Here is a 26,062-nt window from a genome sequence, read left to right as displayed (position 1 = left end):
ATCAGGGCGAGGGCAGCAACCAGCGCCACGAGAAGGTCTTGACCCAGACATTGACCCGCAGGTGGGCGGGGAGGCGGACCTTCGGATCGTCCAGGGTCAGCTTGACCAGGGTCTCGTTGAGGCTGGCTTCCTGCGAGATGGTGACTTCGGGGTTGACTGCGCTGTATCCCAGTGCGGTGATGGTGGCGCTGTATTCACGCCGAAGGCGGGGAACCACCACGGTTGCCTTCATGCCAGGTGACAGCTTGAGTGCGCTTTCCACCGGAAGCGAAAGCAATACGTAGGGCGCCCGATCGTCCTGCAACAGCGCAATGGTGGTGGCCGCAGAGACCCGTTGCCCCTTCTGGATCCCGGTGTTGAAGACCAGGCCCGAACTGGGCGAGACCACGGGTCGGATATCTCCCTGGCGCCGCAGTTCCACCAGTCGCTTTTCGAGCTCCGTCAGTGCACGTTTGAGGGAGGTTTCTTCCGCGAGTGTCGAAGTCTGGCGGGTCTCGCTCTGCCTGCGTTCGCGCGCCAGTGCAATGCGGGCCTGCCGGTACTGATTTTCGATGTAGGCGAGGTCCTTGAAGGATATCAGGCGCTCCCTGTGGAGGCGTCGTGCGCGATTCAGCTCCTTTTCGCGCGTTTTCACCAGTTCCTCGAGTTCGTCGATCAGCGCATTGGTGATGCCGGCGCGAGCGGTTTCGACCAGGGCAAGCTTCTTGCGCAGTTCGATCTGACGCTGCTCGAGCAGCGCAATCTGCTGGTCATATTTCTCGTCCGCAATATAGGCGATGATCTCACCGGCCTTGACGGGTTGATTCGCCTGTTTCATCACCTGGGTGACCACGCCCACAGTGCCAGCGCTGACTTTAGTGAGGTTGCCCGTGATGACACCAACCCCCGATACCCGGTAGGTGGTGTTGTAGAAAAGGGTGGCCAGCAGCAGGACGAGAAAGAGGAAGGCGAAAACCAGGGTGAGGGCGCTGCGGAAACGGAAGCGCGAGATCAGTTCCTCGTTGTCCAGGTCCGCGAGATTCAGGGCTTCCTGGATAGGAGTGGAGACCTCGGGGGCAGTAACGACGGCGATCAGGTCCTCGACGTTGTCGAGCTTGCCTTCCACCGCCAGTTCCACGTAGTGGCGCAGGATGCGCCGGTTGCGCGGCCGGAGTTCATGGAACTCGAAACCGAAAACGTCACCGTGTTGTCCGGTGAACCGCAGTGCCTGTTGCAGTTCCAGGCGAGAGCCTTGCATGGGGAGGCGCAAGGTGGCGGAGACGACTTCTCCCGGGCGGATCTCCTGGTCGAAATCTTCCAGGCCGACCCCGGTCAATGACCAGTCACGTGTGCGATAGGCTCGTTCGCCGATGATGACGACCATCGGCAACGAGACGCGGTGTGATTTGCGCAGGTAGTTGGGTTCCGCCGTCAGCACAGTAGTAGCTACCATGACCCCCGTGGTAGCCGTCCCTGGTGCCCAGGTCAGTCGTTATGGTGTCCTCTCTCCTGGTTTCATGGTTGATATCCTGGCAATCTCTGGGTGAATGACTGAGTTCCTGAGCACGCAGGCGAAACGGAACCCGGTTTCGTTGGGCTAGGACTTCTGCATTGTGTAACGCGTTATGACCGTTTTATGACGCTGATGTTCAGGTCATCCCGACAATGTGGTACCCCGAGTCCACGTACAGCACGTCCCCGGTGATGCCCGAGGCCAGGTCCGAGCAGAGGAAGGCCGTGGCGTTGCCGACCTGCTCGATGGTGACGTTGCGGCGCAGCGGTGTTTTCTTTTCGGCCTCGGCCAGCATGCTGCGGAAGTCGGAGATGCCGGAGGCGGCCAGGGTGCGGATGGGGCCGGCGGATACGGCGTTGACGCGAATCCCCTCGGGCCCCAGGCTGTCGGCCAGGTAACGCATGTTGGCCTCCAGCGAGGCCTTGGCCACGCCCATGACATTGTAGTTCGGCACGGTGCGCACCGAGCCCAGGTAGGTCATGGTGACGATGCTTGCGTTACGGCCCTGCATCAGCGGGCGCGCCGCCTTGGCCAGGGCTGCCAGGCTGTAGGAGCTGATGTCGTGGGCGATACGGAAGCCCTCGCGGGTGACGGCGTCGATGTAGCTGCCCTCGAGCTGATCACGCGGGGCGAAACCGATCGAGTGGACCAGGCAGTCGAGCGCGCCCCAGCGTTCCTTCAGGGTGTCGAACACCGCGTTGATCTGTTCGTCGCTGGCCACATCCAGCGGCAGCACGATGTCCGAGCCGAATTCCTCGGCGAAACCGCGTACCCGCTTTTCCAGCTTTTCGCCCTGGTAGGTGAAGGCGAGCTCGGCACCTTCGCGGTGCATAGCCGCGGCCACGCCGTAGGCGATCGAACGGTTGCTGGCGACGCCCACGATGAGCGCTTTCTTGTCGGCGAGAAAACCCATGAATCCTTACCTGCTCTGGTAGATTGATCGGCGCTGGCGGTCGTGGGCGGAGAATGCGATGATCCGCCTCGAATCGCCGTGTACGGAAACCGATAAATTACCTGAAAGCCGCACCTTGTTCAAAAGACTCGGCCACAATCCGTTCCGCCTGCTCCTGCTGCTGGCCCTGCTGGTGCTGGGCGGCTGCGGTGATCCACCATGGAACGACCCCTGGCCCTCGGAAGATGTGTCGGGGTCGGTGTTCTTCAGTTCCTTCGCTGAGCGGCCCAAGTACCTGGACCCGGCGCGCTCCTACAGCTCCAACGAATGGGCCTTCATCTCGCAGGTCTATGAGCCCCCTCTGCAATATCATTACCTGAAGCGCCCCTACGAGCTGGTGCCGCTGACCGCCGATGGCATGCCCGAGGTGCGACGGTACGATGCGGCGGGCCGGCTGTTGCCGGCGGACGCGCCGGCCGACCAGGTGGCCACGACCGAGTATCTGATCCACATCCGCCCGGGGATCCGTTACCAGCCGCACCCGGCGTTTGCGCGCACGGCCGATGGTAGCTATCGCTACTGGCCGTTGCGCGAAGAGGACCTGGCCGAGCGTTACACCCTGGCCGATTTCCCCGAGACCGGCACCCGCGAGCTGGTGGCGGCGGACTATGCCTACCAGATCAAGCGCCTGGCCTTTCCGCCCAACCACTCGCCGCTGGCCGGGTTGCTGGCCGAGCATATCGAGGGTTTCGCGGCGTTTGCGAAAGCGGCAGCCGAGCAGGCGCGGCGGGATCGTGCCGCCGGGCGCCTGTGGACCGACCTGCGCCCGCTGCAGATGGAGGGGGTGCGGGTGATCGACCGCTATACCTACAGCATCCGCCTGAAGGACAGCTACCCGCAGTTCATCTACTGGCTGGCGACCAACTTCTTCGCCCCCATGCCCTGGGAGGCGGAGCGCTTCCATGCCCAGCCCGGCATGACCGAACGCAACATCACCCTCAACTGGTACCCGGTGGGCACCGGCCCCTTCATGCTCACCGAGAACAACCCCAATCTGCGCATGGTGCTGGAGCGTAATCCCAATTTCCACGGTGAGCGCTATCCCGCCGAGGGCAGCGAGGCCGACCGTGCGCGTGGTCTGCTCGACGATGCCGGCAAACCGATGCCGTTCATCGACAAGGAGGTCTATGCCCTGGAGAAGGAAGCCATCCCGCGCTGGAACAAGTTCCTCCAGGGCTATTACGACAGCTCGGGCATCGCCTCGGACAGCTTCGACCAGGCAGTGCAGCTCGCTGCCGATGGCGACGCGCGCCTGACCCCGGAGATGCGCGAGAAAGGCATCGCCCTGGACACCGCGGTGGAGACCTCGATCTACTACATGGGCTTCAACATGCGCGACCCGATGGTCGGTGGCGATCCCGACGACCCGGCCGACCAGGAGCGTGCGCGCAAGCTGCGCCAGGCGATCGCCATCGCGGTGGACTGGGAGGAGTTCATCGCCATCTTCAACAACGGGCGCGGCCTGCCGGCGCACGGGCCGCTGCCGCCGGGGATCTTCGGGTACCGCGAGGGCAGGGAGGGCATCAATCCCGTGGTCTATCGCTGGCAGGACGGCAAGCCGGTGCGGCGCTCCATCGAGGAGGCGAAGCGCCTGCTGGCCGAGGCGGGCTATCCCGATGGGATCGATCCGCTCACCGGCAACGCCCTGGTGCTGTACTACGACACCGCGCTCTCGGGGCCGGGCAGCAAGTCCATCCTGCAATGGTACGTCAACCAGTTCCGCAAGCTGGGGATCTCGCTGGTGGTGCGCGCCACCGACTACAACCGCTTCCAGGAAAAGATGCTCAAGGGCACCGCGCAGATCTTCAGCTGGGGCTGGAATGCCGACTATCCCGACCCCGAGAACTTCCTGTTCCTGCTCTACGGCCCCAACAGCAAGGTCGAGCACCACGGCGAGAACGCGGCCAACTTCGCCAATGCCGAGTTCGATGCCCTGTTCGAGCGCATGAAGAACCTGCCCAACGGTGCCGAGCGACAGCAGGTGATCGACCGCATGGTGGCCATTCTGCAGACCGAGTCGCCCTGGCTGTTCGGCTACTATCCCAAGGCGTTCAGCCTGCACCATGTCTGGTACCACAACGCCCTGCCGCACCTGATGGCCAACAATACCCTCAAGTACAAGCGCATCGGCGGTGCCTTGCGCGCCCGCCGGCAGAAGGAATGGAACCAGCCGGTGACCTGGCCGCTGTGGACCCTGCTGGGTCTGCTGGTGCTGTCCGCGGTGCCCGCGATCCGCGATTACCGGGCGCGTGAGAGGAGACGTGCGCGATGATGGCCTATATCGTCCGCCGCGTGCTCTATGCCATCCCCATCCTGGTCGGGGTGAACCTGCTCACCTTCCTGCTGTTCTTCGTGGTCAACTCGCCAGACGACATGGCGCGCATGCACCTGGGGCTCAAGCGGGTCAGCGACCAGGCGATCGCCGAGTGGAAGGCGGAACGCGGCTACGACAAGCCGTTGGTGTGGAACGCCGAGGCCGAGGGACTGGACAAGCTGACCGACACCATCTTCTTCGACAAGTCGGTGCGCCTGTTCGCCTTCGACTTCGGCCAGTCCGACAGCGGGCGCAACATCGGGCACGACATCGCGCAGCGCATGTGGCCCAGCCTGGCGATCGCGATACCCATCATGCTGGTGGGACTGGCGGTGAACATCAGCTTCTCGCTGTTGCTGGCCTTCTTTCGCGGCACCTACCTGGATTTCTGGGGCGTGGTGCTGTGCGTGGCCATGATGTCCATCTCGGGCTTGTTCTACATCATTGGCGGACAGGTGCTGCTGGGCAAGCTGCTCAATCTGTTCCCCATCTCCGGCTATGCGCCAGGGCCTGATGCCTGGCGCTTCCTGGTGCTGCCGGTGATCATCGGCGCGATCTCGGGCATCGGTTCGGGCACGCGCTGGTACCGTACCCTGTTCCTCGAGGAGGTCGGCAAGGACTTTGTGCGCACCGCGCGCGCCAAGGGGCTGTCCGAGCGCGCCGTGCTGTTCGGTCACGTGTTGCGCAACGCCCTGATCCCCATCCTGACCGGCGTGGTGGTGGTGATCCCGACCCTGTTTATGGGCAGCCTGTTGCTGGAATCCTTCTTCGGCATTCCCGGGTTGGGTAGCTACACCATCGACGCGATCAGCCGCCAGGACTTCGCCATCGTGCGCGCCATGGTGTTCCTCGGCGCCGTGCTCTACATCCTGGGGCTGCTGCTGACCGACATCTCCTACACCCTGGTCGATCCGCGCGTGAGGTTGCAGTGATGGTGTTCCAGCCGGTCGTGCTCGCTACCGACGCGCTCATCTACCTGCTGCTGGCACTGGCGGTGGGGTTCGCGCTGTACGCGCGCCGCCATGAGCACCTGCGCGCACCCTGGCGGCAGGTGGCGGCCAGTCGCACCGCCATGGGCGCGCTGGTGGTGCTGGCGGTGTATGTGTTCATCGGCCTGCTCGACACCGTGCATTTCCGGCCGCTGCAGGGACAGGATGCGCAGGGCCGGCCGCGTTATGCCACCGAGGTGCTCAGCCTGCTCGACCTGATCACCACCCCCCTGCGCGAGCATCGCGAGAAGACCTATTCGGCACCCTTCGCGACACACCTGCACATGCGCGAGACCATCGAACTGCCCGACGGGCGCAAGGTGCGCGACTACCCGCGCCTGAAGTGGGGCGGGGCGCACCTGGCCGCCCGGCGCGCTTGCGGCACCTGTTCCGCGCCCCCGAGCTGGCCGCCCTGCGCAGCGCCGCCTGGACCGGGTTGGTGATGGCCCTGCTGCTCGGTCTGGTGCTGACCCTGGCCGGGGTCTGGCACCTGCTGGGCACCGACAAGGTGGGGGAGGACGTGTTCTACCAGTCGCTCAAGAGTGTGCGCACCGGGTTGGTGATCGGCACCCTGACCACCCTGGTGATGCTGCCGGCGGCGGTGCTGCTGGGCATCATGGCCGGCTATTTCCGCGGCTGGGTGGACGATGTCATCCAGTACCTCTACACCACGCTCAGTTCGGTGCCCGGGGTGCTGTTGATCGCCGCCGCGGTGCTGATGATGCAGATCTACATGAACAATCACCAGGCGGAATTCAACAGCCTGACCGAACGCGCCGACCTGCGCCTGCTCTTCCTGTGCCTGATCCTCGGAGTGACCAGCTGGACCTCGCTGTGCCGCCTGTTGCGTGGCGAGACGCTCAAGCTGCGCCAGCTCGAGTACGTGCAGGCGGCACAGGCCTTCGGGGTCCGGCACTTCACCATCCTGGCGCGCCACGTGCTGCCGAACGTGATGCACATCGTGCTCATCGTGGTGGTGCTGGACTTCAGCGGCCTGGTACTGGCCGAGGCGGTGCTGTCCTATATCAACATCGGGGTCGACCCCAACACCAACAGCTGGGGCAACATGATCAACAGCGCGCGCCTCGAGCTGGCACGCGAGCCGGTGGTCTGGTGGTCGCTGGCGGCCGCCTTCGTGTTCATGTTCGTGCTGGTGCTGGCGGCCAACCTGTTTGCCGACGTGGTGCGCGATGCCTTCGATCCGCGCCTGAAGGAGAGCACATGAGCGATCTGCTGCTGGAGGCCCGGGGCCTGCGCACCTGGCTGGGGCCGGAGGACCAGCCGGTGCGCGCGGTCGACGGGGTGGACCTGGCGCTGCGGCATGGCGAGACCTACGTGCTGGTGGGCGAGTCGGGCTGCGGCAAGTCCATGATCGCCTATTCGCTGATGCGCCTGCTGCCGCCTTCCGGGCGCATCGTCGCCGGTGAGGTACTGCTCGAGGGGCGTTCCCTGCTGGACCTCACCGAGGCGGAGATGCGCCGCGAGCGCGGCGGCAGCATCGGCATGATCTTCCAGGAACCCATGACCTCGCTCAATCCGGTGATGAGCGTCGGTCGCCAGGTGGCCGAGGCGGTGCGGCTGCACGACCCGGAACATGCCGCGAATCCACGTCCAAGAGTGATCGAGCTGTTCCGCCAGGTTGGCATCTCTGATCCCGAGCACCGCGTGGACGAATACCCACACCAGCTCTCCGGCGGCATGAAGCAGCGGGTGATGATCGCCATCGCCCTGGCCGGCCGCCCCAAGGTGCTGATCGCCGACGAGCCGACCACCGCGCTGGACGTGACCATCCAGGCGCAGGTGCTGGAGCTGCTGCGCGACCTGCAGCGCGAGACCGGCATGGCCATCCTGTTGATCACCCACGACCTGGGCGTGGTCGCGGAGATGGCCGATCGGGTGGGGGTGATGTACGCCGGGCAGCTGGTGGAGACGGCTGGCGTGCACGAGTTCTTCGCCAACCCGCGTCATCCCTACAGTCGCAAGCTGTTCCGCGCCATACCCGGGGCGGACAAGCGGACGCAGGGCCTGGACGCCATCCCGGGTAGGGTGCCGCCGCTGGACCGGACCTTCACCCGCTGCCGTTTCCTCGATCGTTGCGAGGCCCGCCAGGCGGTCTGCGAGGGGGCAGCGCCGCCGTGGCGCGGTGAGGCCGAAGACGGCTATCGCTGTCACCTGGCGGTCGAACAGATCGCCCTGGGGCCGCCTGCTGCTCGTGACGAGGGCGCCGCGCCTGCCAGGGCGGCGGAGCCGTTGCTCCGCGCGCGCGGCCTGCAAGTGCATTTCCCCATCCGCAAGGGCGTGCTGCGTCGTGTGGTGGGGCAGGTGCGTGCGGTCGATGGCCTGGACATCGACCTCTGGCCCGGGCGTACCCTGGCACTGGTGGGTGAATCGGGTTGCGGCAAGACCACTGCCGGCAAGGCGTTGCTGCAACTGCTGCGGCCAACCGGTGGCAGCGTGCGTTTCGATGGCGTTGAGTTGACCCGCTTGCGGGGCGAAGCCCTGCGCCGGCTGCGCCGCCAGTTCCAGATCATCTTCCAGGACCCGGCCTCGTCGATGAACCCGCGCATGCTGGTCGAGGACATCGTCGCCGAGGGCATGGTGGCGCAGGGCATTGGCGCCTCGCGCGCCGAGCGCCGCGAGCGTGTCATCGAACTGCTGGACCAGGTTGGGCTGTCGGCCGCGGCACTGCGCCGCTATCCGCACGAGTTCTCCGGCGGCCAGCGTCAGCGCATCGCCATCGCCCGCGCCCTGGCGGTCGATCCACGCCTGATCGTATGCGACGAGCCGACCAGCGCGCTGGACGTGAGCGTGCAGGCCCAGGTGCTCAACCTGCTCGAGGGGCTGCAGGACGAACTGGGCCTGGCCTACCTGTTCATCACTCACGATATCTCGGTGGCGGCCTACCTGGCCGACGAGGTGGCGGTGATGTATCTGGGGCGCATCGTCGAGCTGGGTGCGGCCCAGACGGTCCTGGAGGATCCGGCACACCCCTATACCCGGGCCCTGCTGGCGGCGGTGCCGGTGCCCGATCCGGAGCATCGGCGCACGGTCATCCGCCTCGAGGGCGACCTGCCGTCACCGGCCGCACCGCCGCCCGGCTGCCATTTCCACGAGCGGTGTCCGCGGGTGATGCCGCGCTGCCACGAGGCCTATCCGCCACTGCGCGAGCTGGCGCCAGGGCATTGGGTCGCCTGCTGGTTGTACGAAGACAAGGAATAAGCCGTGAAGATCGCACTCTGGATTCTGGCGATCCTGTTGCTGGCCGGTTGTGGCGCCCGCTACGAGGTGATCGAGGACTTCGTCCCGCCGGCGGACCGCAAGGCGCGGGCCTGCATCGCCGGCTGCGAGCAACAGCGCCAGGCCTGCGAAGCCGCCTGCGACCACCGCTTCCAGGCATGCAGGGAGAGGGCAGAGGCGCGCGCCCACACCGACCTGCCGGCCAGGCGTCGGGCCTATCTGGACCGGCTGGACATCTACCTGCGCGAACGTGAACTCTGGCTGGACGAGCAGGCCTTGCAACTGCGCCAGCGCCAATTACTGGAGGCGCGCATCGCGCAACTGGAGCCCCGCTGCACCCGGGATGAGCGCTCCGGCTGCAGCGAGCTGAACCGCCTGCGCCGCGAAAGGGATGCGCTCGTGTTGCCGGATCCGCCGGAGCGCCCTGCGGAACCGACGCTGGAATCCCTGGTGGCACGTTACCAGGCCGATTGCCGGCGTGACTGCGACTGCGATGCGAGCTTCCGCGCCTGTTACATCGGCTGCGGGGGCGAGGTGCGCAGCCGCCGGGTGTGCGTGGCCAACTGCGACGAGCAGGAATAGGGGGCAGGACGTGGCAAGCGTGTTGCAGCTCTTTTCTGTCATTGTGCAAAGTGGGCTGGTTTGCCCGCAGGAATCGTTCCCGAGTCAGCCGGAGGGTTCGCGGCGGGGACGCCGCTCCCACAGGCAATGTAGGAGGCCCGTCCCCGGGCCGAAGGTTCGCGGCGGGGACGCCGCTCCCACAGGCAATGTAGGAGGCCCGTCCCCGGGCCGAAGGTTCGCGGCGGAGATGCCGCTCCCACAGGTAATGTAGGAGGCCCGTCCCCGGGCCGAAGGTTCGCGGCGGGGACGCCGCTCCCACAGGTAATGTAGGAGGCCCGTCCCCGGGCCGAAGGTTCGCGGCGGAGATGCCGCTCCCACAGGTAATTCAGACACTGCCTGTCCATGGCCATGCAGGTCTGGTGTACCCGCAGCAGGTGATCTGGCAGGTGTCGAGGGCTGGGACCGCGTATGCCCCCGAGTGGGTGTCATCGCTATCCATGTGCCCCATGCTGGCCGATAGTCGCCAAGCGGGGGGCAGGCTTGCAAACGAGGTGTCTCAGCCCGCGCTGCCGGGATAGACGACCAGGCGTTGGCCGGGCCGGATGTAGCGTCCCACCTTGTTCCAGCGCTTGAGATCACGTACCGACACCTGGAACTTGCGTGCGATGGTGTAGAGTGAGTCGCCCTTGCGGACCCGGTAGCGGATACGCGGGCCGTGGCGCACGGCGATGCCCTGCTGGCGGTCGCTGGCCTGGCCGGCGAGCGGAATGCGCAGGATGCGTCCGGTACGGATCAGGTGACCGCGCAGGCCATTGGCCTGGCGGATCGCGCTCACGCTCACGCGGTAGCGCCGGGCGATGCGGATCAGGCTGTCGCCCTTTTTCACGCGGTGTTCCGCCCAGTGTCGCCACTGGCGTTTCGGCAGGGCCGCCAGCGCCTCCTTGAAAGCCGCCTGGCGCTCGACCGGGATCAGCAGGGTGGCGGGCCGGTCGGGCGGGGTCACTCCGCGCGGGTAGGCCGGGTTCAGACGCAGGAACTCGGCCAGGGGGACCTCGGCCAGCCTGGCGGCGACCGCCAGGTCCAGTGGGGCGTCGATTTCGATGGTGGCAAATTGCGGCCGATCGGCGAGTGACGGCAGGGCAATACCGAAGGCGTCGGGATCGGCGACGATGCGCGCGATCGCCAGCAGGCGTGGCACGTAGGCGTCGGTCTCGTCCGGCAGGTCCAGTTCCCAGTAGGCGATCGAGCGCCGTGCCCTGGTGGCGCGGCGAATGGCCTGGCGCACCGTACCGATGCCGCAGTTGTAGGCGGCGAGCGCGTGCAGCCAGTCGTCGTCGAGTTGGCGGCGCAGGATCTCGAGGTATTTCAGGGCGGTCGGAGTGGCGGCGAGCACATCACGCCGCCCATCGTACCAGCGGTCTCTGCGCAGCCCCAGCATGTGCGCGGTGCCCGGCATGAACTGCCACAGTCCCGCGGCGCCGTTGGGCGAATAGGCCCGGGGCCGGAAACCGCTCTCCACCATCGGCAGCAGGGCGATCTCGCCCGGCATGTCGCGGGTTTCCACCTCGTTGGTGATGTAGTACAGGTAAGGTGTGGCGCGGTTGAACAGGGCGCGCAGCGCGGCCGGGTGGCGGCGCAGGCGGTTCAGCTCGGCCTCGATGCGCGGGTGTTCGAGACCCTGGAAGCGGAAGCGCCGGCGCAGCCGTTCCCAGAGGTCGGCAGGGGGGGCGGGAACGTTTGTCGGCAGCTCCCTGTCTGCCGACGCCGTTTCGACATCGACCGATGGGGGTGTCGGCATTGCCCCGTGCGCGGGCGGGGGGCTTTCGTTTCAGGGGCTGGCGGGGTATCGGGGCGCACCGTGGGCTCGCCTGGCGGGAGCACACAGCCGGTCAGCGACAGCAGGGCCGCGAGCAGGGCCAGGCGAGCGGCCGGAATCAGCCATTGCCGGAAGCGGCGGCTTTGGTCAGAATCGAGGGCTATGGCGGTGTCCGGCGCGCAAATCATGGCGCGGGACTATACGAAATCCAGCGGGATCCAACCACTCTGATGCACACCACTCCCACCTGTGAAGGGGCCTCCCCCGAATTCCGCCAGGCCCTGTGTCAGTGGTTCACCGGCGAGGCTGGACGCCCGTTGTTGCAGGCCGAGCAGGCCCTGTTGAGGCGCTTGTCGGAGGGGCTGTTCGGTTACTACCTGGTGGACATTCAGGGGGTGGCCGGCGACCTGTCCGGCGTGGCGGATTGCCCGGTGCGTGAAAAGCTGCGCCTGGGGACGGGCGATGACACCCTGGATATTCTCGCCGAGGGCGAGCGCCTGCCGCTGCGCACCGATGCCATCGACGTGGCCGTGCTGCACCATGGGCTGGACTATGCGCTCGATCCGCAACAGGTGCTGCGCGAGGTCGAGCGCGTACTGATTCCCGAGGGGCGGGTGCTGATCGTCGGTTTCAACCCTTTCAGCTTGTGGGGGATATGGCGCTGGTTTCTCAAGCGGCGTGGCCAGGTGCCCTGGTGCGGGCATTTTCTCTCCTACCGCCGGGTGGCCGACTGGCTGGGTCTGCTGGGTTTCGATATCGAATACACCGATGTCACCGGTTTCGGTCTGTCATTGGCGCACGTTGCGCTGGGCGCGGGACCACCGGGACGCTTCGAGCGGTTGGCACGGCGCCTGTGGCCGATGTTCGCCGGGGTCTACGTGATCCGCGCAGTCAAGCGGGTGTCCACCGTGACCCCGATCCGCCCGCGCTGGCGGGCCTTGCGCGTGCTTTCGCCGCGTGGGGTGGTCGAGCCCTCCGCGCGCGGTTCGATGAAACGGGAAAACGACACGACATGAACAAGCCGGTGGAACTCTTTACCGATGGCGCCTGCAGGGGCAACCCCGGTCCCGGAGGCTGGGGTGCCCTGCTGCGCTATGGCGACGTGGAAAAGGAACTGTGGGGCGGTGAGCCGGAGACGACCAACAATCGCATGGAGCTGATGGCGGTGATCCGCGGTCTGGAGGCGCTGAGGCGGCCCAGCCGGGTGATCGTCACCACCGATTCGCAGTACGTGAAGAACGGTATCACCCAGTGGATCCACAACTGGAAACGCAATGGCTGGAAGACCAGTGCGAAGAAGCCGGTGAAGAACGCCGACCTGTGGCAGCGCCTGGAGGAGGCCGCCGGTCGCCATGACATCGAATGGCAGTGGGTGCGCGGGCATACCGGGCACGCGGAGAACGAACGCGCGGATGCACTGGCCAACCGCGGTATCGAGGAGATGGAAGGGTGAGCGAGGCAGGCAAGCGCCAGATCGTGCTGGATACCGAGACCACCGGCCTGGAGCCGGCGCAGGGGCACCGTATCATCGAGATCGGCTGTGTCGAGCTGATCGACCGGCGGCTCACCGGCAACAATTTCCATGTCTACCTGCAGCCGGATCGCGAGATCGATGCCGGCGCGGTCGAGGTGCACGGCATCACCAACGAGTTCCTGGCCGACAAGCCGCGCTTTGCCGACATTGCCGAGGAGTTCATCGCCTACCTGCGTGGGGCCGAGGTCATCATCCACAACGCACCGTTCGATGTGGGCTTCATCGACGCCGAGTTCGCGCGCCTGCCGGAGGGGCCGCGCATGGCCGAGTTGTGCGAGATCACCGACACGCTGGTGATGGCGCGCGAGATGCACCCGGGGCAGCGCAACAGCCTGGATGCCCTGTGCGGGCGCTACGACATCGACAATGCGCATCGCACCAAGCACGGCGCACTGCTCGATGCCGAGATCCTGGCCGATGTGTACCTGGCCATGACCGGTGGCCAGAAGACGCTCAGCCTGGAGGGGGAAGAAGACGGTGAGTCGAGCGAGGGCGAGGCCTCGGGCATCCGCCGTCTGCCAGCCGATCGTCCGCCGCTGCGGGTGGTGCGCGCCAGCGCCGAGGAGCTCGCGCGCCATGAACAACGGCTGGCTGCCATCGACAAGGCCTCGGGCGGCAAGACCCTGTGGCGTGCCGAGGGCTGATGCCGCTCACTCCCGCCCTCTCCCCGGAGCGGGCAGGGGGCAAGTTCGTGGTGCTTCTCCCCCTCGGCCCCGGGTTCCGGCCCTTTCCCCGGAGGGGAACGAAAGAGAGGCCGGCTATCTCCTTGTCTTTCTTCGCTGCGCCCCTTCAGCGCAGCAGCAGCTGCGCCTCGTCCTGGTTGTTGTCGATGCGGCCGTGCAGTTGCCAGCCGCTCTCCGGGGCGCTGAGCTGGATCACCCAGTTGACCCGCGCCATGTCGGCAGGCAACTCGGCCCGATAGTGATGGGGCCCGGCGGGAACCAGGTCAAGCAGCAGGTCGTGATGGGCCTGGGTGGGGTGGCGCAGGGCGATCTGTAACCGACCCTGGGCCTGTTGCGAACGCGTTTTCAGGTTCAGATCGAGCAGGTGCTTGGCCTGCGAGATGCGGATATCGGCCTCCACGCCCAGGTTGCGAGCCCGTTGCAGGGCCTCGGCATCCAGGTGGATCGCCAGGCCCTTCTTGTAGTAGTTGTCCACCACCAGGCCATCGTTACTGTCGATCGCCAGGTTGATGGTCACGATCGAGGCGACGATGGCGGCCAGCGGGATACTGATGAGAAACCAGGGCCAGAACTGGCGATACCAGGGGCGGGGCAGCAATTCGTCTGCAGTGCGCATGGCGTTGTTCTCCTGGAAATCAGGGTTCATCGGGATACGGGGCCGAGGAAGCGGGCCGGTTCATGGCGGAACAGCTCGTGCCTGTCGCGGGCGAGCACATTGAAGAAGATCTGGGTGGAGCGCGAATGGATCGATTCGGGATCGACCTGGACGCGCACCGGCACGTCAACCACGTCGCCGCTCTCGACATGCACCACCAACGGCGACTTGCCGACCAGCGAGATGCCTTCGATGCCCTCGACAGTGATCTCGAAGTCGTGTGGATGCTGGTCCATGTTGATGACCTTCAACCGGTAGACGTTCTCGATCAGGCCCATCTGGTTTTCGGTATAGAGGGCGCTGCGATCGCGGATGATGTCTATCTCGAGCGGCGTACGCGACAGGATGGCCCAGAACAGCAGGCCGGTGACCAGCGTCAGGATGCCGATGTAGACGAACAGCCGCGGGCGCAGGATATGCGTGGGCTTGCCTTCCAGCGCATTCTCGGTGGTGTAGCGGATCAGCCCCTTGGGCTTGCCGATCTTCTCCATGACCTGGTCGCAGATATCGACACAGGCGGCGCAGCCGATGCACTGGTATTGCAGGCCGTTGCGGATGTCGATGCCGGTGGGGCAGACCTGGACGCACAGGCCGCAGTCCACGCAATCGCCGGTCTTCTCGCCGTCGGCGGCGTTCTTTTTCGGTTTACGCGAGCGCGGCTCGCCGCGCTTGACGTCGTAGCTGATGACCAGGGTATCGCGGTCGAACATGGCGCTCTGGAAGCGCGCATAGGGGCACATGTAGATGCAGACCTGTTCGCGCAGGAACCCGGCGTTGCCATAGGTGGCGAAGCCGTAGAAGAAGATCCAGAAGGCCTCCCAGGGGCCGAGGTTCCAGGTGATGAAGTTGTGTGCCAACTCGCGGATGGGCGTGAAATAGCCCACGAAGGTGAAACCGGTCCACAGCGAGAAGGCCAGCCAGAGCGCGTGCTTGGTGATCTTGACGCGGTAGTAGTGGGCGTCGTGCTTGCCCTGGTCGAGCTTGCGCTGCTTGCGGCCGTCACCCTCGATCCAGCGTTCCATGAGCATGTAGATCTCGGTCCAGACCGTCTGCGGGCAGGCATAGCCGCACCACAGGCGCCCGGCCAGGGAGGTGAACATGAACAGGGCGATGGCGGCGATGATCAGCAGTGCCGACAGGTAGATGAAGTCCTGTGGCCAGAACACCAGGCCGAACAGGTAGAACTTGCGGGCCGGCAGGTCGAACAGCACGGCCTGGTGACCGTCCCAGTTGATCCAGGCCACGCCGTAGTACAGGCCCAGCAGGACCACCATGGCGGTGTTGCGCAGGGTGGCGAACAGGCCGTGCACCTCGCGCACATAGACCTTCTTGTGCTTCTGGTAGAGTTCGCCGCCGTTGGCGTCGGCGGTGTGGGTTGCGTCATTACTGCTCAACGTCGTTACCCTCGGTGCTGGTAGGAGCCTGTTCGTGACAGGGTCTGCGGAAGTAACAGGTCAGGGCGCTGCTGATCGAGGTCAGCAGCCAGAAACCGAAGAAGCCCAGGGTGTAGCCGGCCAGTCGTGAAAGGCCGGTGATCTGGTGCAGTTCGGCCAGGGTGCGTGGATCGAAGACCGCGAAGAAAAGGATCGTCGCACCCGCGGCGGTGAGGAACGAAGGCCACAGGATGGAAACGATCTTCTGCACCAGCGGGATGGACTCGGTCGGTGTCTTGGTCACGGGCAAAGTGGCCACGGCGGTGCTTCCCTGGTCGATGATGATGGATGTCGGGTGGGCCGGGCGGAGAGTTCTCCGCCCGGCACGTGTTACCAGTGTATTACTGGTTGGAGAGGCTCTTCACGTAGACTGCGAGAAGGTGGATCTTGTCCTCGCCAAGCAGCTTCTTGTGCGCCGGCATGACGCCCTTGCGACCCTCGCGAATGCTCTTCTCGATGGTCTTGGGGCTGCCGCCATAGAGCCAGATGTTGTCGGTCAGGTTGGGCGCGCCCAGGGCCTGGTTGCCCTTGGCGTCCAGACCATGGCAGCCGACACAACCCGCCGAGGTGAACAATTGCTTGCCTTCCTCGGCGGCGGCCTGGTCGGAGGCACGACCGCTCAGGCTGAGCACGTACTGGGTCAGCTTGGCGATCTTGTCGTCACCCAGGTGGGCATGTGCGGGCATGCCGATGCTGGTACGGCCATCGGTGATGCTCTTGACGATGTCCTCGGGCTTGCCGCCATGCAGCCAGTCGTTGTCGGTAAGGTTGGGGAAACCCCGTGCGCCGGCAGCGTCCGAACCGTGACACTGCATGCAGTAGGTCAGGAACAGGCGCTTGCCCATCTCGCGTGCTTCCTTGTACTCGGGCTTGCTGGCCAGCTCGGCCACCGGTACCGCGGCGTACTGCTTGTAGATGGGGTCGTACTTGGCGTGGACCCGCGCCATCTCCGCCTCGTACTGGCTGCCGTGGGACGACCAGCCGAGGATCCCCTTCCAGTTGCCCATGCCGGGATACAGGATGAGGTAGATGACAGCGAACACCAGGGTGCCGTAGAACAACCACAGCCACCAACGGGGCAGGGGATTGTTGTATTCCTGCAGATCGCCGTCCCAGACATGGCCGGTGACGTCGCCCTGGGCCGATTCGCCGGCCCGCTTCTTCATGGTCCAGCGGATCAGCCACCAGCAGGCGATGATGTTCAGGCCGCTGAGGACGATGATCCATCCACTCCAGAATGCACTCATGACAGATTCTCCTTGTTGGATGCGTCTTCTGCCTGAAGCGCTTCAACGGACTGCTGATGCAGGGTCTCGTCGGCGAACGGCAGGTTGGCAGCCTCGTCGAAGGCTGGACGACGGTTCTTGCTGTAGGCCCAGAGGATGATGCCGATGAAGGTAAACAGCATCACCGCGGTATGCCAGGCCCGGATGTCGTTGAGCGTGATGTCGAACATGCCGGGTCCTCCTTACCACTGCTTGGAAGCCAGGCCGAGACCCTGCAGGTAGGCCACCACGGCCTCTGCCTCGGTCTTGCCGGCGACTTCCTTCTGGGCGTTGGCGATCTCTTCATCGGTGTAGAGCTCGCACTTCGGACAGGTGGCCGCGATGACCGTGTTCAGGGCACGCATCTTGGCCGCGGTGTCCTTGCCGTCCAGCTTGTTGTCGAACAGCCAGGTGAAGGCGGGCATGTTGGACTCGGGCACCACGTCACGCGGGTTGTAGAGGTGCGCATAGTGCCAGTCGTCGCTGTAGCGACCGCCCACGCGGGCCAGGTCCGGGCCGGTGCGCTTGGAGCCCCACAGGAAGGGGTGGTCGTACACCGACTCGCCCGCGACGGAGTAGTGGCCGTAGCGCTCGGTCTCGGCGCGGAAGGGACGGATCATCTGCGAGTGGCAGGTGTGGCAGCCCTCGCGGATATAGATGTCGCGGCCTTCCAGGCGCAGGGTACTGTACTTGTGTACCCCCGGCGCCGGTTCGGTGGTGTCGCTCATGAAGAACAGCGGAACGATCTCCACCAGGCCGCCGACACTGACCACCAGCAGGATCAGGATGGCCAGCAGGCCGACATTCTTTTCGACTACTTCATGTGACATGACTTGTCCTCCTGTCAGGCTGCGGCCGGGACGGTGTCATCGACGGCCTTCGCGTCGGACACGGTCTTCCAGGTGTTGTAGGCCATGATCAGCATGCCGGTGAGGAACAGCAGGCCGCCGAGCAGGCGCACGTAGTAGAACGGATAGGTCCGCTCGACCGACTCGATGAAGGAGTAGGTCAGGGTGCCGTCCGCGTTGACGGCGCGCCACATCAGACCCTGCATGACGCCGGCGATCCACATGGCAGCGATGTAGAGCACCACGCCGATGGTGGCGATCCAGAAGTGCAGTTCGACCAGCTTGGTGCTGTACATGGACTCACGCCCGAACAGGCGCGGGATCAGGTAATACAGCGAACCGATCGACACCATGGCCACCCAGCCCAGGGCGCCGGAGTGCACGTGGCCGACGGTCCAGTCGGTGTAGTGCGACAGGGCGTTGACGGTCTTGATCGACATCATCGGCCCCTCGAAGGTGGACATGCCGTAGAACGACAGCGACACGATCAGGAACTTCAGGATCGGGTCGGTGCGCAGTTTGTGCCAGGCGCCCGAGAGGGTCATGATGCCGTTGATCATGCCGCCCCAGGAGGGTGCCAGCAGGATCAGGGAGAAGACCATGCCCATGGTCTGGGTCCAGTCGGGCAGGGCGCTGTAGTGCAAGTGGTGCGGACCGGCCCACATGTAGGTGGAGATCAGCGCCCAGAAGTGCACCACCGAGAGGCGGTAGGAATACACCGGCCGGCCGGCCTGCTTGGGCACGAAGTAGTACATCATGCCGAGGAAGCCGGCGGTGAGGAAGAAGCCCACCGCGTTGTGGCCGTACCACCACTGCACCATGGCATCGACGGCGCCCGGGTAGAAGCTGTAGGACTTGGTCAGGGTAACCGGGATCTCGACGCTGTTGACCACATGCAGCAGGGCGATGGTCAGGATGAAGGCGCCGTAGAACCAGTTGGCCACGTAAATGTGCTTGACCCGGCGTTTGGCGATGGTGCCGAAGAACACGATCGCGTAGCTCACCCAGACGACGGTGATGAGCAGGTCGATCGGCCATTCGAGTTCGGCGTATTCCTTGGTGGTGGTGATGCCCAGCGGCAGGGTGATGGCGGCCAGCACGATGATCGCCGTCCATCCCCAGAAGGTGAAGGCGGCCAGCTTGTCGGAGAACAGCCGGGTCTGGCAGGTCCGCTGCACCACGTAATAGGACGTGGAGAACAGGGCCGATCCGCCGAAGGCGAAGATGACCGCGTTGGTGTGCAACGGCCGGAGCCGGCCGTAACTCAGCCAGGGGATGCCGTGGGTGAGGTCCGGAAAGGCCAACTGTGCCGCAATGATCACGCCGACGAGCATCCCGACGATGCCCCAGATGACGGTCATGATCGCAAATTGCCGCACGACCTTGTAATTATAGGTTTCTGCTTGCATTTGCGTCTCCCAACTCCCAAGTGAAAAGGGCTTCGGCGACAAAATTGCCGCCTGAGCGGGAGACTAATCCGATGGGCAATTCCGTCCTTGACCCAGATCAAATGGAACTGAACACGATATAAGGGAACACTTTATGTCGCGCTCCCTTTGAGGTGGGTCAAGAAGAGCGGTTCAGAGAGGCGTGGCAGGGCGTGTGGTGACGCAGCAGTTGCTTGAGATGATCCAGGTCCTTGATCTTCACGTGCTTGCGATCGACCTCGAGGACGCCCTGTTCCTGGAAGCGGGTGAACAGTCGGCTGACCGTCTCCAGCGCCAGTCCCAGGTAGCTGCCGATGTCCTGCCGTGACATGGCCAGGAAGAAGTCGGTGGGCGAGAAGCCGCGGCGGCGGAAACGCTCGGACAGGCTGAGCAGGAAGGAGGCCAGGCGCTCCTCGGCGGTGCTGTTGTTGAGCAGCGAGATCATGTTGGCCTCGGCGCTCACCTCGCGGCTGAGCAGACGCAGCATCTGGTGCTGCAGGCCGGGAATGGCGGTGGCCAGGTGCTCGAGCTTCTCGAACGGCAGCTCGCACACCGCGGTGGTCTCCAGGGCCTTGGCGAAACAGCCGTGCTGGTTGTCCTGGATGGCGTCGAGCCCGAGGATCTCGCCAGGCAGGTGGAAGCCAATGACGTGCTCGTCGCCGGCCGGGGTCTGAGTGAAGGTCTTGACCGCGCCGGTCTTGACCACGTACAGGCTGCGGAACTGGTCGCCCGGCCCATACAGCAACTGGCCGCGCTGGATGGGCTTGTTACGCTTGACGATATTCTCCAGACGTTCGACATCTTGCGATTCGAGCCCGTAGGGCAGGCACAGGGTGGCCAGGCTGCAATTGGCGCAAGCCACTTTGATGCCATCGATCGATACGACCTTGGATTTCTCGCCCATGGATTGCTGATCCTGCTGTGACTCGTGCTTCAGATTTTGGCGTGAACCACAGCCATATGCCAGCTTTTTCGGCATAAAAAAGGCCGCAGTCCGGGGACGGCGGCCTTTTCCTTAACCCAGATTGATTTTTCGGGGCGGTCTCAGCGTTGCTGAGGTGCCGGGGGCTGGGGTTGTTGCTGTTGTGGCTGGGGTGCCGGCTGCTGCCGGGGCGGTTGCGGCGGATAGTAGCCGGGCGGTGGCATCATGGGCATCATCGGGCGATAACCCGGTCCGCCCCAGGGAGCGCCGTAGGGGGTGCCGTAGGCCGGTGGCGGGGGCGGCGGATAACCATAGCCATAGCCGGGATACCCGTACCCGTAGGGGGCGTCGTAGCTGGAGGTGTTGCCGCTCCAGTCGGTGTCTCCCGTCCCCCGGAAGTTGCCACGGGTGTTGCCGCGGCCCTTGAAATTCATGCCGAACTCAGCCTGGCCCTCGCCGGTGCCGTCGCCGACGAAGTCGCCGCTGCCACGGCTGTTGCCGTAGCCGGAGCCGTTGTTGCCCCAGGGCCCCCAGGAACTGGCCTGGGCGGACGACAGGGTCAGTGCAAGGGTGCCGACCAGGGTCATGGCACCCAGGGTCTTCGCGATCATGCGCATCGATAAATACTCCTGACTTTGTGGTTTGTTTCATGGCGCCGGCCTGGATGTCCGGTGGCGTCATCGTCCCTGTTGGACAAAAAATATAGTCCAGATACCTGGGGGTCGCCAGCCGAAATGCGTCCGGGTTTTGTCGTTAAGCATCTGTTGATAAAGTAATTTTGGTGGTGTCCAATGCGACTTGATTTATGTCGTTTTTTGCGGTGTGCGTGGCGGGTCTGATTCGGGCAGAGGGGTGGGGGCTGTCTCCGGGTCGAACCGTTCGCGGCGGGGACGCCGCTCCCACATGCAGGAGGCCGTCCCCGGGGCGAAAGGCACTGACGCCGGCAGCGATTCCTAGTACACTTGTCTCCCGTCCGTAACCCTTTCCACGAGCTGTCTCTTTCGGCCACATGACCAAGTGCATCTTCATCACGGGCGGTGTCGTCTCGTCCCTTGGCAAGGGTATTGCCGCAGCTTCCCTGGGGGCGCTTCTCGAAGCCCGGGGCCTCTCTGTCACCATGATCAAGCTCGATCCCTACATCAATGTGGATCCGGGCACCATGAGCCCCTTCCAGCATGGCGAGGTATTCGTCACCGAGGATGGCGCCGAGACCGATCTCGACCTGGGGCACTATGAGCGCTTCATCCGCACCACGATGGGGAAGAACAACAACTTCACCACCGGCCAGATCTACGACCAGGTGATCCGCAAGGAGCGCCGCGGCGAGTACCTGGGCGCCACGGTACAGGTGATCCCGCACATCACCAACCAGATCAAGGAATGCATCCGCGTGGGCGCGGGCGGGGCCGACGTGGTGCTGGTGGAGATCGGTGGCACCGTGGGCGACATCGAGTCGCTGCCCTTCCTCGAGGCCATCCGCCAGATGGGCGTGGAGCTGGGCCGCGAGAATGCCATGTTTGTGCATCTCACCCTCGTGCCCTATATCCGCACCGCCGGCGAGATCAAGACCAAGCCCACCCAGCACTCGGTCAAGGAGCTGCGCTCGATCGGTATCCAGCCCGATGTGCTGATGTGTCGTGCCGAGCAGCCCATCCCCGAGGGCGAGCGGCGCAAGATCGCGCTGTTCACCAATGTGCCCGAGCGCGCGGTGATCTCGGCGGTGGATGCCGACAGCATCTACCGCATCCCCTTGCTGCTGCGCGAGCAGGAGCTCGACGACATCGTGGTCGAACAGTTGCGCCTGGAGGTGCCTCCGGCCGACCTTTCGGAATGGCAGGCGGTGGTCGATGGCCTGACCTACACCGAGGGTGAGGTGGACATCGCCATGGTGGGCAAGTACGTCGATCTCACCGAGTCGTACAAATCGCTCAACGAGGCGCTGATCCACGCCGGCATCCGCGCGCGGCGCAAGGTCAACATCCACTTCATCGATTCCGAGGAGCTGGAGTCCGATGGCACCCTGACGGCGCTGCACGACATGGACGCCATCCTGGTGCCCGGCGGCTTCGGCGAGCGCGGGGTCGAGGGCAAGATCGCCGCTGCGCGGCACGCACGCGAGAACGGCATCCCCTATCTGGGCATCTGCCTGGGCATGCAGGTGGCGGTCATCGAGTACGCGCGCCACGTGGCCGGGCTGGAGGGTGCGCACAGCACCGAGTTCGTGCGTGACACCCCGCACCCGGTGATCGCACTGATCACCGAGTGGCTCAATCCCGACGGCACCGTCGAGCAGCGCAGCGAGAACACCGACCTGGGCGGCACCATGCGCCTGGGCGCACAGCCCTGCAAGCTGGCCAAGGGCACCATTGCGCGCCGGCTCTATGGCAAGGACGTGATCCGCGAGCGCCACCGTCATCGCTACGAGTTCAACAACGGCTACCGGCAGGACCTGGAAGACGCCGGCCTCAAGGTCGCCGGCACCTCCATCGACGGCCGCCTGGTGGAGATGGTCGAGATACCCGATCACCCCTGGTTCGTGGCCTGCCAGTTCCACCCCGAGTTCACCTCCACACCACGCTACGGCCATCCGTTGTTCAGCGGTTTTCTCGAGGCCGCGCTGGCGTATCGTGAAAAGCGCCTGGGCGCCTCGCAGGCGGTGGAGACAGCATGAAGCTCTGTGGATTCGAGGTCGGCATCGACCGGCCCCTGTTCCTGATTGCCGGCACCTGCGTGATCGAGAGCGAGCAGTCGGCACTGGATGTGGCCGGTCGTCTCAAGGAGATCACCGACGCGCTTGGTGTGCCCTTCATCTACAAGTCGTCCTTCGACAAGGCCAACCGCACCTCGCACGAGAGTTTTCGCGGACCGGGGCTGGAAGCAGGCCTGCGCATCCTGCAACAGGTGAAGGAACAGATCGGCGTGCCGGTGCTCACCGACGTGCATGAGGACACGCCGCTCGACGAGGTGGCCGAGGTGGTCGACGTGTTGCAGACCCCGGCCTTCCTGTGCCGGCAGACCAATTTCATCCAGAACGTGGCGCGCACTGGCCGCCCGGTGAACATCAAGAAGGGACAGTTTCTCGCGCCCTGGGACATGGCCAAGGTGGCGGCCAAGGCGAAAGCGACCGGCAACGAACAGATCATGGTCTGTGAGCGCGGCGTGAGCTTCGGCTACAACACCCTGGTCTCGGACATGCGCGGCCTGGCGGTGATGCGCGAGACCGGCTGCCCGGTGGTGTTCGACGCCACCCACTCGGTGCAGCAGCCGGGCGGGCGTGGCGACTGCTCGGGCGGCGAACGTCAGCACGTGCCGGTACTGGCGCGCGCGGCGGTGGCCGCCGGCGTGGCCGGCCTGTTCATGGAGACCCATCCCGATCCCGAGCGCGCGCTCTCCGACGGCCCCAATTCCTGGCCGCTCGACCGCATGCGCGAGCTGCTCGAGACCCTGGTCGCGCTCGACCAGGTGGTCAAGGCGCGCGGCTTCATCGAGGCGACCCTGTAGCGCTGGCTGCCGGATGGCAAGGTTTATCGAAATAACAATAGGTTTTCAGGAGTAGTGCATGTCTGAAATCATCGAAGTCCGGGCCCGCGAGATCCTCGATTCGCGCGGCAACCCCACCATCGAGGCGGATGTCATCACCGCCGACGGTGCCATCGGCCGCGCTGCCGCGCCGTCCGGTGCCTCTACCGGCTCGCGCGAGGCGCTGGAACTGCGCGACGGCGACAAGTCGCGCTACCTGGGCAAGGGCGTGCTCAAGGCCGTGGGGAATGCCAGCGGCGAGATCGCCGACCGTCTGCGCGGCATGGAGGTGAGCGACCAGCAGGCCCTGGATACGGCCATGATCGAGCTCGACGGCACCGAGAACAAGTCGCGCCTGGGCGCCAATGCCATCCTCGCCGTCTCGCTGGCCGCCGCGCACGCCGCCGCGCAGGAGCAGGCCATGGCCCTGTATCAGCACCTGGGTGATGGCAATTACCGCATGCCGGTGCCGATGATGAACATCATCAACGGCGGCGAGCACGCCGACAACAGCGTCGATCTGCAGGAATTCATGATTCTGCCGGTCAACGCCGGCTCGATCCGCGAGGCGGTGCGCTTCGGTGCCGAGGTCTTCCACGCCCTCAAGTCGGTACTCGGCGGCCGTGGCCTGGCCACCACCGTGGGCGACGAGGGGGGCTTTGCGCCCAACCTGCGCTCCAACGAAGAGGCCATCGAGGTGATCCTCGAGGCCATCGAGAAAGCCGGCCTGAAGCCGGGCGAGGACATCTACCTGGGCCTGGATGCGGCCAGCTCCGAGTTCTACAAGGACGGCAAGTACGTGCTGGCCTCCGAGGGCAAGTCCTTCGACGCGGCCGGCTTCGTGGATTTTCTTGCCGGTTGGGTGGACCAGTATCCCATCATCTCCATCGAGGACGGCATGGACGAGGGCGACTGGGACGGCTGGAAGCTGCTCACCGAGCGTCTGGGTTCGCGTGTGCAACTGGTCGGCGACGACCTGTTCGTGACCAACACGCAGATCCTGCGCGAGGGTATCGACCGCGGCATCGCCAATTCCATCCTCATCAAGTTCAACCAGATCGGCACCCTCAGCGAGACGCTGGCGGCGATCCGCATGGCGCAGGATGCCGGCTACAGCGCGGTCATCTCGCACCGCTCGGGTGAGACCGAGGACACCACCATCGCCGACCTGGCGGTGGCCACCGGCACCGGCCAGATCAAGACCGGCTCGCTGTCGCGTTCCGACCGCGTGGCCAAGTACAACCAGCTGATCCGCATCGAGGAATCGCTGGGCGACGAGGCAGTGTGGGCCGGCAAGGAGGCCTTCCCCTGCTTCTGACCCGACGCGCCGGTACCGGAACGACCGCCGAAAAGGCCCCCGCGGGGGCCTTTGTGCGTCCTGCGCAGGGAGGCGGGCACGCATGAGCTGGCCGATCCGGCTCGTGATCGCGCTGTTGGCCGTGCTGTTCCTGATGCTGCAATACCGCCTCTGGGTGGGCGAGGGCAGCCTGGCCGAGGTGCGTGCGCTCGAGCACCAGCTGGCCGACCAGCAGGCGCGTATCGAGGCGTTGCGGGCGCGCAATGCCGCCCTGCGCGCCGAGGTCGAGAGCCTGCGCAAGGACGCCGATGCCATCGAGGCGCGGGCGCGGCGCGAGCTGGGCCTGATCCGCGAGGACGAGACCTACTTTCAGTTGATCGAACCGGAAGCGGGGGCAGGGCATGAGTGAACCACGACGCTGGGCCGTGATCCCCGCCGCCGGGGTGGGGCGGCGCATGGGCTCGGACATCCCCAAGCAGTACCTGCCGCTGGGCGGGCGGACCGTCATCGAGCACACTGTCGAGCGCCTGCTGCTGCACCCCGGCATCGATGGCCTCTACATCGCCCTGGGCGAGCAGGACGCCTGGTGGGAAGACACCGAATACGCCATGCACCCCGATCTGGTGCGGGTGCCCGGCGGGACAGAGCGGGTCCACTCGGTGCTCAATGCCCTGCTCGCGCTCGAACGACGCGCTGCCCCCGACGACTGGGTGCTGGTGCACGATGCCGCCCGTCCCTGCGTGCGCCGCGAGGAGATCAGCCGCCTGATCGAACGGGTGGAGGCCAGCGACGCGGCCGGCGGCCTGCTGGGCGTGCCGGTGCGCGACACCATGAAACGCAGCGGCGAGGACGATCGGGTGCGCCGCACCGTCGAGCGCGAACACCTCTGGCACGCCTTTACTCCGCAGATGTTCCGCCTGCGCGCCCTGCGCGAGGCCATCGAAGGCGCGCTCGCCGCCGGCGTGACCGTGACCGACGAGGCGAGTGCCATGGAATGGGCCGGACATGCGGCCCTGCTGGTCGAAGGACTCGCCAGCAACATCAAGATCACCCGCCCCGGCGACCTGGAATTGGCGGCCTTCTATCTCCAGGACGGCATCACGCCTCATTGAGGGGGG

At 65.3% G+C, this 26,062-nt stretch carries 24 protein-coding genes and 1 pseudogene; 13 read left to right on the top strand and 12 right to left on the bottom strand.

The features are described from left to right. Position 1 precedes the first annotated feature (1 nt). A complete protein-coding gene (locus EBS_RS07060; protein ID WP_081999871.1) occupies positions 2 to 1,432 on the bottom strand; it encodes an HlyD family efflux transporter periplasmic adaptor subunit in 1,431 nt (476 codons plus the stop codon). A gap of 196 nt (positions 1,433 to 1,628) precedes the next feature. Then, a complete protein-coding gene (locus EBS_RS07055; protein WP_043107978.1) occupies positions 1,629 to 2,405 on the bottom strand; it encodes an enoyl-ACP reductase FabI in 777 nt (258 codons plus the stop codon). Between the two features lie 58 nt (positions 2,406 to 2,463). Here EBS_RS07055 and EBS_RS07050 point away from each other — a divergent pair, with 58 nt between their 5' ends. From EBS_RS07050 to EBS_RS07030, 5 genes and pseudogenes are all read left to right on the top strand, one after another. Continuing rightward, the gene (locus EBS_RS07050; RefSeq protein ID WP_081999870.1) at positions 2,464 to 4,716 is read left to right on the top strand and encodes an ABC transporter substrate-binding protein; all 2,253 of its coding nucleotides are present in this window, start codon (positions 2,464 to 2,466) and stop codon (positions 4,714 to 4,716) included. Continuing rightward, on the top strand, positions 4,713 to 5,690 hold the full coding sequence (locus EBS_RS07045) for an ABC transporter permease (protein WP_043107976.1): 978 nt from the start codon (positions 4,713 to 4,715) through the stop codon (positions 5,688 to 5,690). The genes EBS_RS07050 and EBS_RS07045 overlap by 4 nt, the downstream gene beginning before the upstream one ends. Next, a pseudogene (locus EBS_RS07040) lies at positions 5,690 to 6,972 on the top strand (ABC transporter permease). The gene EBS_RS07045 and the pseudogene EBS_RS07040 overlap by 1 nt, the downstream one beginning before the upstream one ends. Further along, positions 6,969 to 8,966 (top strand): ABC transporter ATP-binding protein, encoded by a 1,998-nt coding sequence (locus EBS_RS07035; RefSeq protein WP_043107975.1) that lies wholly within the window; start codon positions 6,969 to 6,971, stop codon positions 8,964 to 8,966. Before EBS_RS07040 ends, EBS_RS07035 begins: the two are co-directional and overlap by 4 nt. Before the next feature lie 3 nt (positions 8,967 to 8,969). Beyond that, entirely contained in the window at positions 8,970 to 9,566 is a 597-nt protein-coding gene (locus EBS_RS07030; RefSeq protein WP_043107973.1) for a hypothetical protein, read from the top strand. Between the two features lie 535 nt (positions 9,567 to 10,101). On the opposite strand, the gene EBS_RS07025 is transcribed toward EBS_RS07030, so the two are convergent. Continuing rightward, a complete protein-coding gene (locus EBS_RS07025; RefSeq protein WP_052199384.1) occupies positions 10,102 to 11,343 on the bottom strand; it encodes a LysM peptidoglycan-binding domain-containing protein in 1,242 nt (413 codons plus the stop codon). Between the two features lie 248 nt (positions 11,344 to 11,591). On the opposite strand from EBS_RS07025, the gene EBS_RS07020 reads away from it, so the two are divergent. Genes EBS_RS07020 through dnaQ form a run of 3 tightly spaced genes read left to right on the top strand, consistent with a single transcriptional unit; the run spans position 11,592 to position 13,539 of the window. Further along, positions 11,592 to 12,377, top strand: coding sequence for a class I SAM-dependent methyltransferase (locus tag EBS_RS07020; protein WP_052199383.1), 786 nt, complete (start codon positions 11,592 to 11,594; stop codon positions 12,375 to 12,377). Further along, a complete protein-coding gene (rnhA, locus tag EBS_RS07015) occupies positions 12,374 to 12,814 on the top strand; it encodes a ribonuclease HI (protein ID WP_043107972.1) in 441 nt (146 codons plus the stop codon). The genes EBS_RS07020 and rnhA overlap by 4 nt, the downstream gene beginning before the upstream one ends. Then, positions 12,811 to 13,539, top strand: a complete 729-nt coding sequence (gene dnaQ / locus EBS_RS07010; protein ID WP_043107971.1) for a DNA polymerase III subunit epsilon — start codon at positions 12,811 to 12,813, stop codon at positions 13,537 to 13,539. The genes rnhA and dnaQ overlap by 4 nt, the downstream gene beginning before the upstream one ends. Before the next feature lie 145 nt (positions 13,540 to 13,684). Here dnaQ and EBS_RS12950 read toward each other — a convergent pair whose 3' ends face one another. From EBS_RS12950 to EBS_RS06965, 9 genes are all read right to left on the bottom strand, one after another. Next, complete coding sequence (locus EBS_RS12950; RefSeq protein ID WP_171816209.1) at positions 13,685 to 14,194, bottom strand: FixH family protein; 510 nt, start codon at positions 14,192 to 14,194, stop codon at positions 13,685 to 13,687. Positions 14,195 to 14,220: 26 nt separating this feature from the next. After that, positions 14,221 to 15,627 carry a cytochrome c oxidase accessory protein CcoG gene (gene ccoG / locus EBS_RS07000; RefSeq protein WP_043107967.1) on the bottom strand — a complete coding sequence of 469 codons (1,407 nt, stop codon included), beginning with the start codon at positions 15,625 to 15,627 and terminating at the stop codon, positions 14,221 to 14,223. Beyond that, positions 15,617 to 15,925, bottom strand: a complete 309-nt coding sequence (locus EBS_RS06995; protein WP_231892779.1) for a hypothetical protein — start codon at positions 15,923 to 15,925, stop codon at positions 15,617 to 15,619. Before EBS_RS06995 ends, ccoG begins: the two co-directional genes overlap by 11 nt. Before the next feature lie 82 nt (positions 15,926 to 16,007). Further along, positions 16,008 to 16,913: a cytochrome-c oxidase, cbb3-type subunit III gene (gene ccoP / locus EBS_RS06990; RefSeq protein ID WP_043107966.1), complete on the bottom strand. Its 906-nt coding sequence runs from the start codon at positions 16,911 to 16,913 to the stop codon at positions 16,008 to 16,010. Further along, entirely contained in the window at positions 16,910 to 17,122 is a 213-nt protein-coding gene (locus EBS_RS06985; RefSeq protein WP_052199381.1) for a CcoQ/FixQ family Cbb3-type cytochrome c oxidase assembly chaperone, read from the bottom strand. The genes ccoP and EBS_RS06985 overlap by 4 nt, the downstream gene beginning before the upstream one ends. A 12-nt stretch (positions 17,123 to 17,134) precedes the next feature. After that, positions 17,135 to 17,761, bottom strand: coding sequence for a cytochrome-c oxidase, cbb3-type subunit II (gene ccoO / locus EBS_RS06980; RefSeq protein WP_043107964.1), 627 nt, complete (start codon positions 17,759 to 17,761; stop codon positions 17,135 to 17,137). 14 nt (positions 17,762 to 17,775) lie between these two features. Beyond that, positions 17,776 to 19,188: a cytochrome-c oxidase, cbb3-type subunit I gene (gene ccoN, locus EBS_RS06975; protein ID WP_043107963.1), complete on the bottom strand. Its 1,413-nt coding sequence runs from the start codon at positions 19,186 to 19,188 to the stop codon at positions 17,776 to 17,778. Positions 19,189 to 19,345: 157 nt separating this feature from the next. After that, positions 19,346 to 20,110, bottom strand: a complete 765-nt coding sequence (fnr, locus tag EBS_RS06970) for a fumarate/nitrate reduction transcriptional regulator Fnr (protein ID WP_052199380.1) — start codon at positions 20,108 to 20,110, stop codon at positions 19,346 to 19,348. A gap of 140 nt (positions 20,111 to 20,250) precedes the next feature. Then, on the bottom strand, positions 20,251 to 20,745 hold the full coding sequence (locus EBS_RS06965) for a sulfur globule family protein (RefSeq protein ID WP_052199379.1): 495 nt from the start codon (positions 20,743 to 20,745) through the stop codon (positions 20,251 to 20,253). Positions 20,746 to 21,137: 392 nt separating this feature from the next. Between EBS_RS06965 and EBS_RS06960 the strand changes: the two genes are divergently transcribed. The 5 genes from EBS_RS06960 to ispD all read left to right on the top strand — a co-directional run bounded on the left by EBS_RS06960 (position 21,138) and on the right by ispD (position 26,056). Next, positions 21,138 to 22,799 carry a CTP synthase gene (locus EBS_RS06960; RefSeq protein ID WP_171816208.1) on the top strand — a complete coding sequence of 554 codons (1,662 nt, stop codon included), beginning with the start codon at positions 21,138 to 21,140 and terminating at the stop codon, positions 22,797 to 22,799. Beyond that, the gene (gene kdsA, locus EBS_RS06955) at positions 22,796 to 23,629 is read left to right on the top strand and encodes a 3-deoxy-8-phosphooctulonate synthase (protein WP_043107962.1); all 834 of its coding nucleotides are present in this window, start codon (positions 22,796 to 22,798) and stop codon (positions 23,627 to 23,629) included. Before EBS_RS06960 ends, kdsA begins: the two co-directional genes overlap by 4 nt. A 58-nt stretch (positions 23,630 to 23,687) precedes the next feature. After that, positions 23,688 to 24,965 carry a phosphopyruvate hydratase gene (gene eno / locus EBS_RS06950; RefSeq protein WP_043107961.1) on the top strand — a complete coding sequence of 426 codons (1,278 nt, stop codon included), beginning with the start codon at positions 23,688 to 23,690 and terminating at the stop codon, positions 24,963 to 24,965. An 82-nt stretch (positions 24,966 to 25,047) separates the two neighbouring features. Beyond that, a complete protein-coding gene (gene ftsB / locus EBS_RS06945; protein ID WP_171816207.1) occupies positions 25,048 to 25,353 on the top strand; it encodes a cell division protein FtsB in 306 nt (101 codons plus the stop codon). Next, positions 25,346 to 26,056 (top strand): 2-C-methyl-D-erythritol 4-phosphate cytidylyltransferase, encoded by a 711-nt coding sequence (gene ispD, locus EBS_RS06940; RefSeq protein ID WP_043107960.1) that lies wholly within the window; start codon positions 25,346 to 25,348, stop codon positions 26,054 to 26,056. Before ftsB ends, ispD begins: the two co-directional genes overlap by 8 nt. Positions 26,057 to 26,062: the final 6 nt, after the last annotated feature.

The sequence above is a fragment of the endosymbiont of unidentified scaly snail isolate Monju genome (assembly GCF_000801295.1).
Classification (GTDB): Bacteria; Pseudomonadota; Gammaproteobacteria; order Chromatiales; family Chromatiaceae; genus MONJU.
This window is presented reverse-complemented; position numbering and strand designations above follow the sequence as displayed.

What these genes read in the sequence shown, in the direction of transcription:
- kdsA (WP_043107962.1), top strand. Translation starts at nt 22,796, where the DNA reads ATGAAGCTCTGTGGATTCGAGGTCGGCATCGACCGGCCCCTGTTCCTG.
- ccoP (WP_043107966.1), bottom strand. Translation starts at nt 16,913, where the DNA reads ATGAGTGCATTCTGGAGTGGATGGATCATCGTCCTCAGCGGCCTGAAC.
- EBS_RS06960 (WP_171816208.1), top strand. Translation starts at nt 21,138, where the DNA reads ATGACCAAGTGCATCTTCATCACGGGCGGTGTCGTCTCGTCCCTTGGC.
- EBS_RS07060 (WP_081999871.1), bottom strand. Translation starts at nt 1,432, where the DNA reads ATGGTAGCTACTACTGTGCTGACGGCGGAACCCAACTACCTGCGCAAA.
- EBS_RS07035 (WP_043107975.1), top strand. Translation starts at nt 6,969, where the DNA reads ATGAGCGATCTGCTGCTGGAGGCCCGGGGCCTGCGCACCTGGCTGGGG.
- EBS_RS12950 (WP_171816209.1), bottom strand. Translation starts at nt 14,194, where the DNA reads ATGCGCACTGCAGACGAATTGCTGCCCCGCCCCTGGTATCGCCAGTTC.
- EBS_RS07020 (WP_052199383.1), top strand. Translation starts at nt 11,592, where the DNA reads ATGCACACCACTCCCACCTGTGAAGGGGCCTCCCCCGAATTCCGCCAG.
- EBS_RS07045 (WP_043107976.1), top strand. Translation starts at nt 4,713, where the DNA reads ATGATGGCCTATATCGTCCGCCGCGTGCTCTATGCCATCCCCATCCTG.
- EBS_RS07055 (WP_043107978.1), bottom strand. Translation starts at nt 2,405, where the DNA reads ATGGGTTTTCTCGCCGACAAGAAAGCGCTCATCGTGGGCGTCGCCAGC.
- ccoN (WP_043107963.1), bottom strand. Translation starts at nt 19,188, where the DNA reads ATGCAAGCAGAAACCTATAATTACAAGGTCGTGCGGCAATTTGCGATC.
- ftsB (WP_171816207.1), top strand. Translation starts at nt 25,048, where the DNA reads ATGAGCTGGCCGATCCGGCTCGTGATCGCGCTGTTGGCCGTGCTGTTC.
- rnhA (WP_043107972.1), top strand. Translation starts at nt 12,374, where the DNA reads ATGAACAAGCCGGTGGAACTCTTTACCGATGGCGCCTGCAGGGGCAAC.
- EBS_RS06965 (WP_052199379.1), bottom strand. Translation starts at nt 20,745, where the DNA reads ATGCGCATGATCGCGAAGACCCTGGGTGCCATGACCCTGGTCGGCACC.
- EBS_RS06985 (WP_052199381.1), bottom strand. Translation starts at nt 17,122, where the DNA reads ATGTTCGACATCACGCTCAACGACATCCGGGCCTGGCATACCGCGGTG.
- EBS_RS07050 (WP_081999870.1), top strand. Translation starts at nt 2,464, where the DNA reads ATGATCCGCCTCGAATCGCCGTGTACGGAAACCGATAAATTACCTGAA.
- fnr (WP_052199380.1), bottom strand. Translation starts at nt 20,110, where the DNA reads ATGGGCGAGAAATCCAAGGTCGTATCGATCGATGGCATCAAAGTGGCT.
- EBS_RS07025 (WP_052199384.1), bottom strand. Translation starts at nt 11,343, where the DNA reads ATGCCGACACCCCCATCGGTCGATGTCGAAACGGCGTCGGCAGACAGG.
- ccoO (WP_043107964.1), bottom strand. Translation starts at nt 17,761, where the DNA reads ATGTCACATGAAGTAGTCGAAAAGAATGTCGGCCTGCTGGCCATCCTG.
- ispD (WP_043107960.1), top strand. Translation starts at nt 25,346, where the DNA reads ATGAGTGAACCACGACGCTGGGCCGTGATCCCCGCCGCCGGGGTGGGG.
- eno (WP_043107961.1), top strand. Translation starts at nt 23,688, where the DNA reads ATGTCTGAAATCATCGAAGTCCGGGCCCGCGAGATCCTCGATTCGCGC.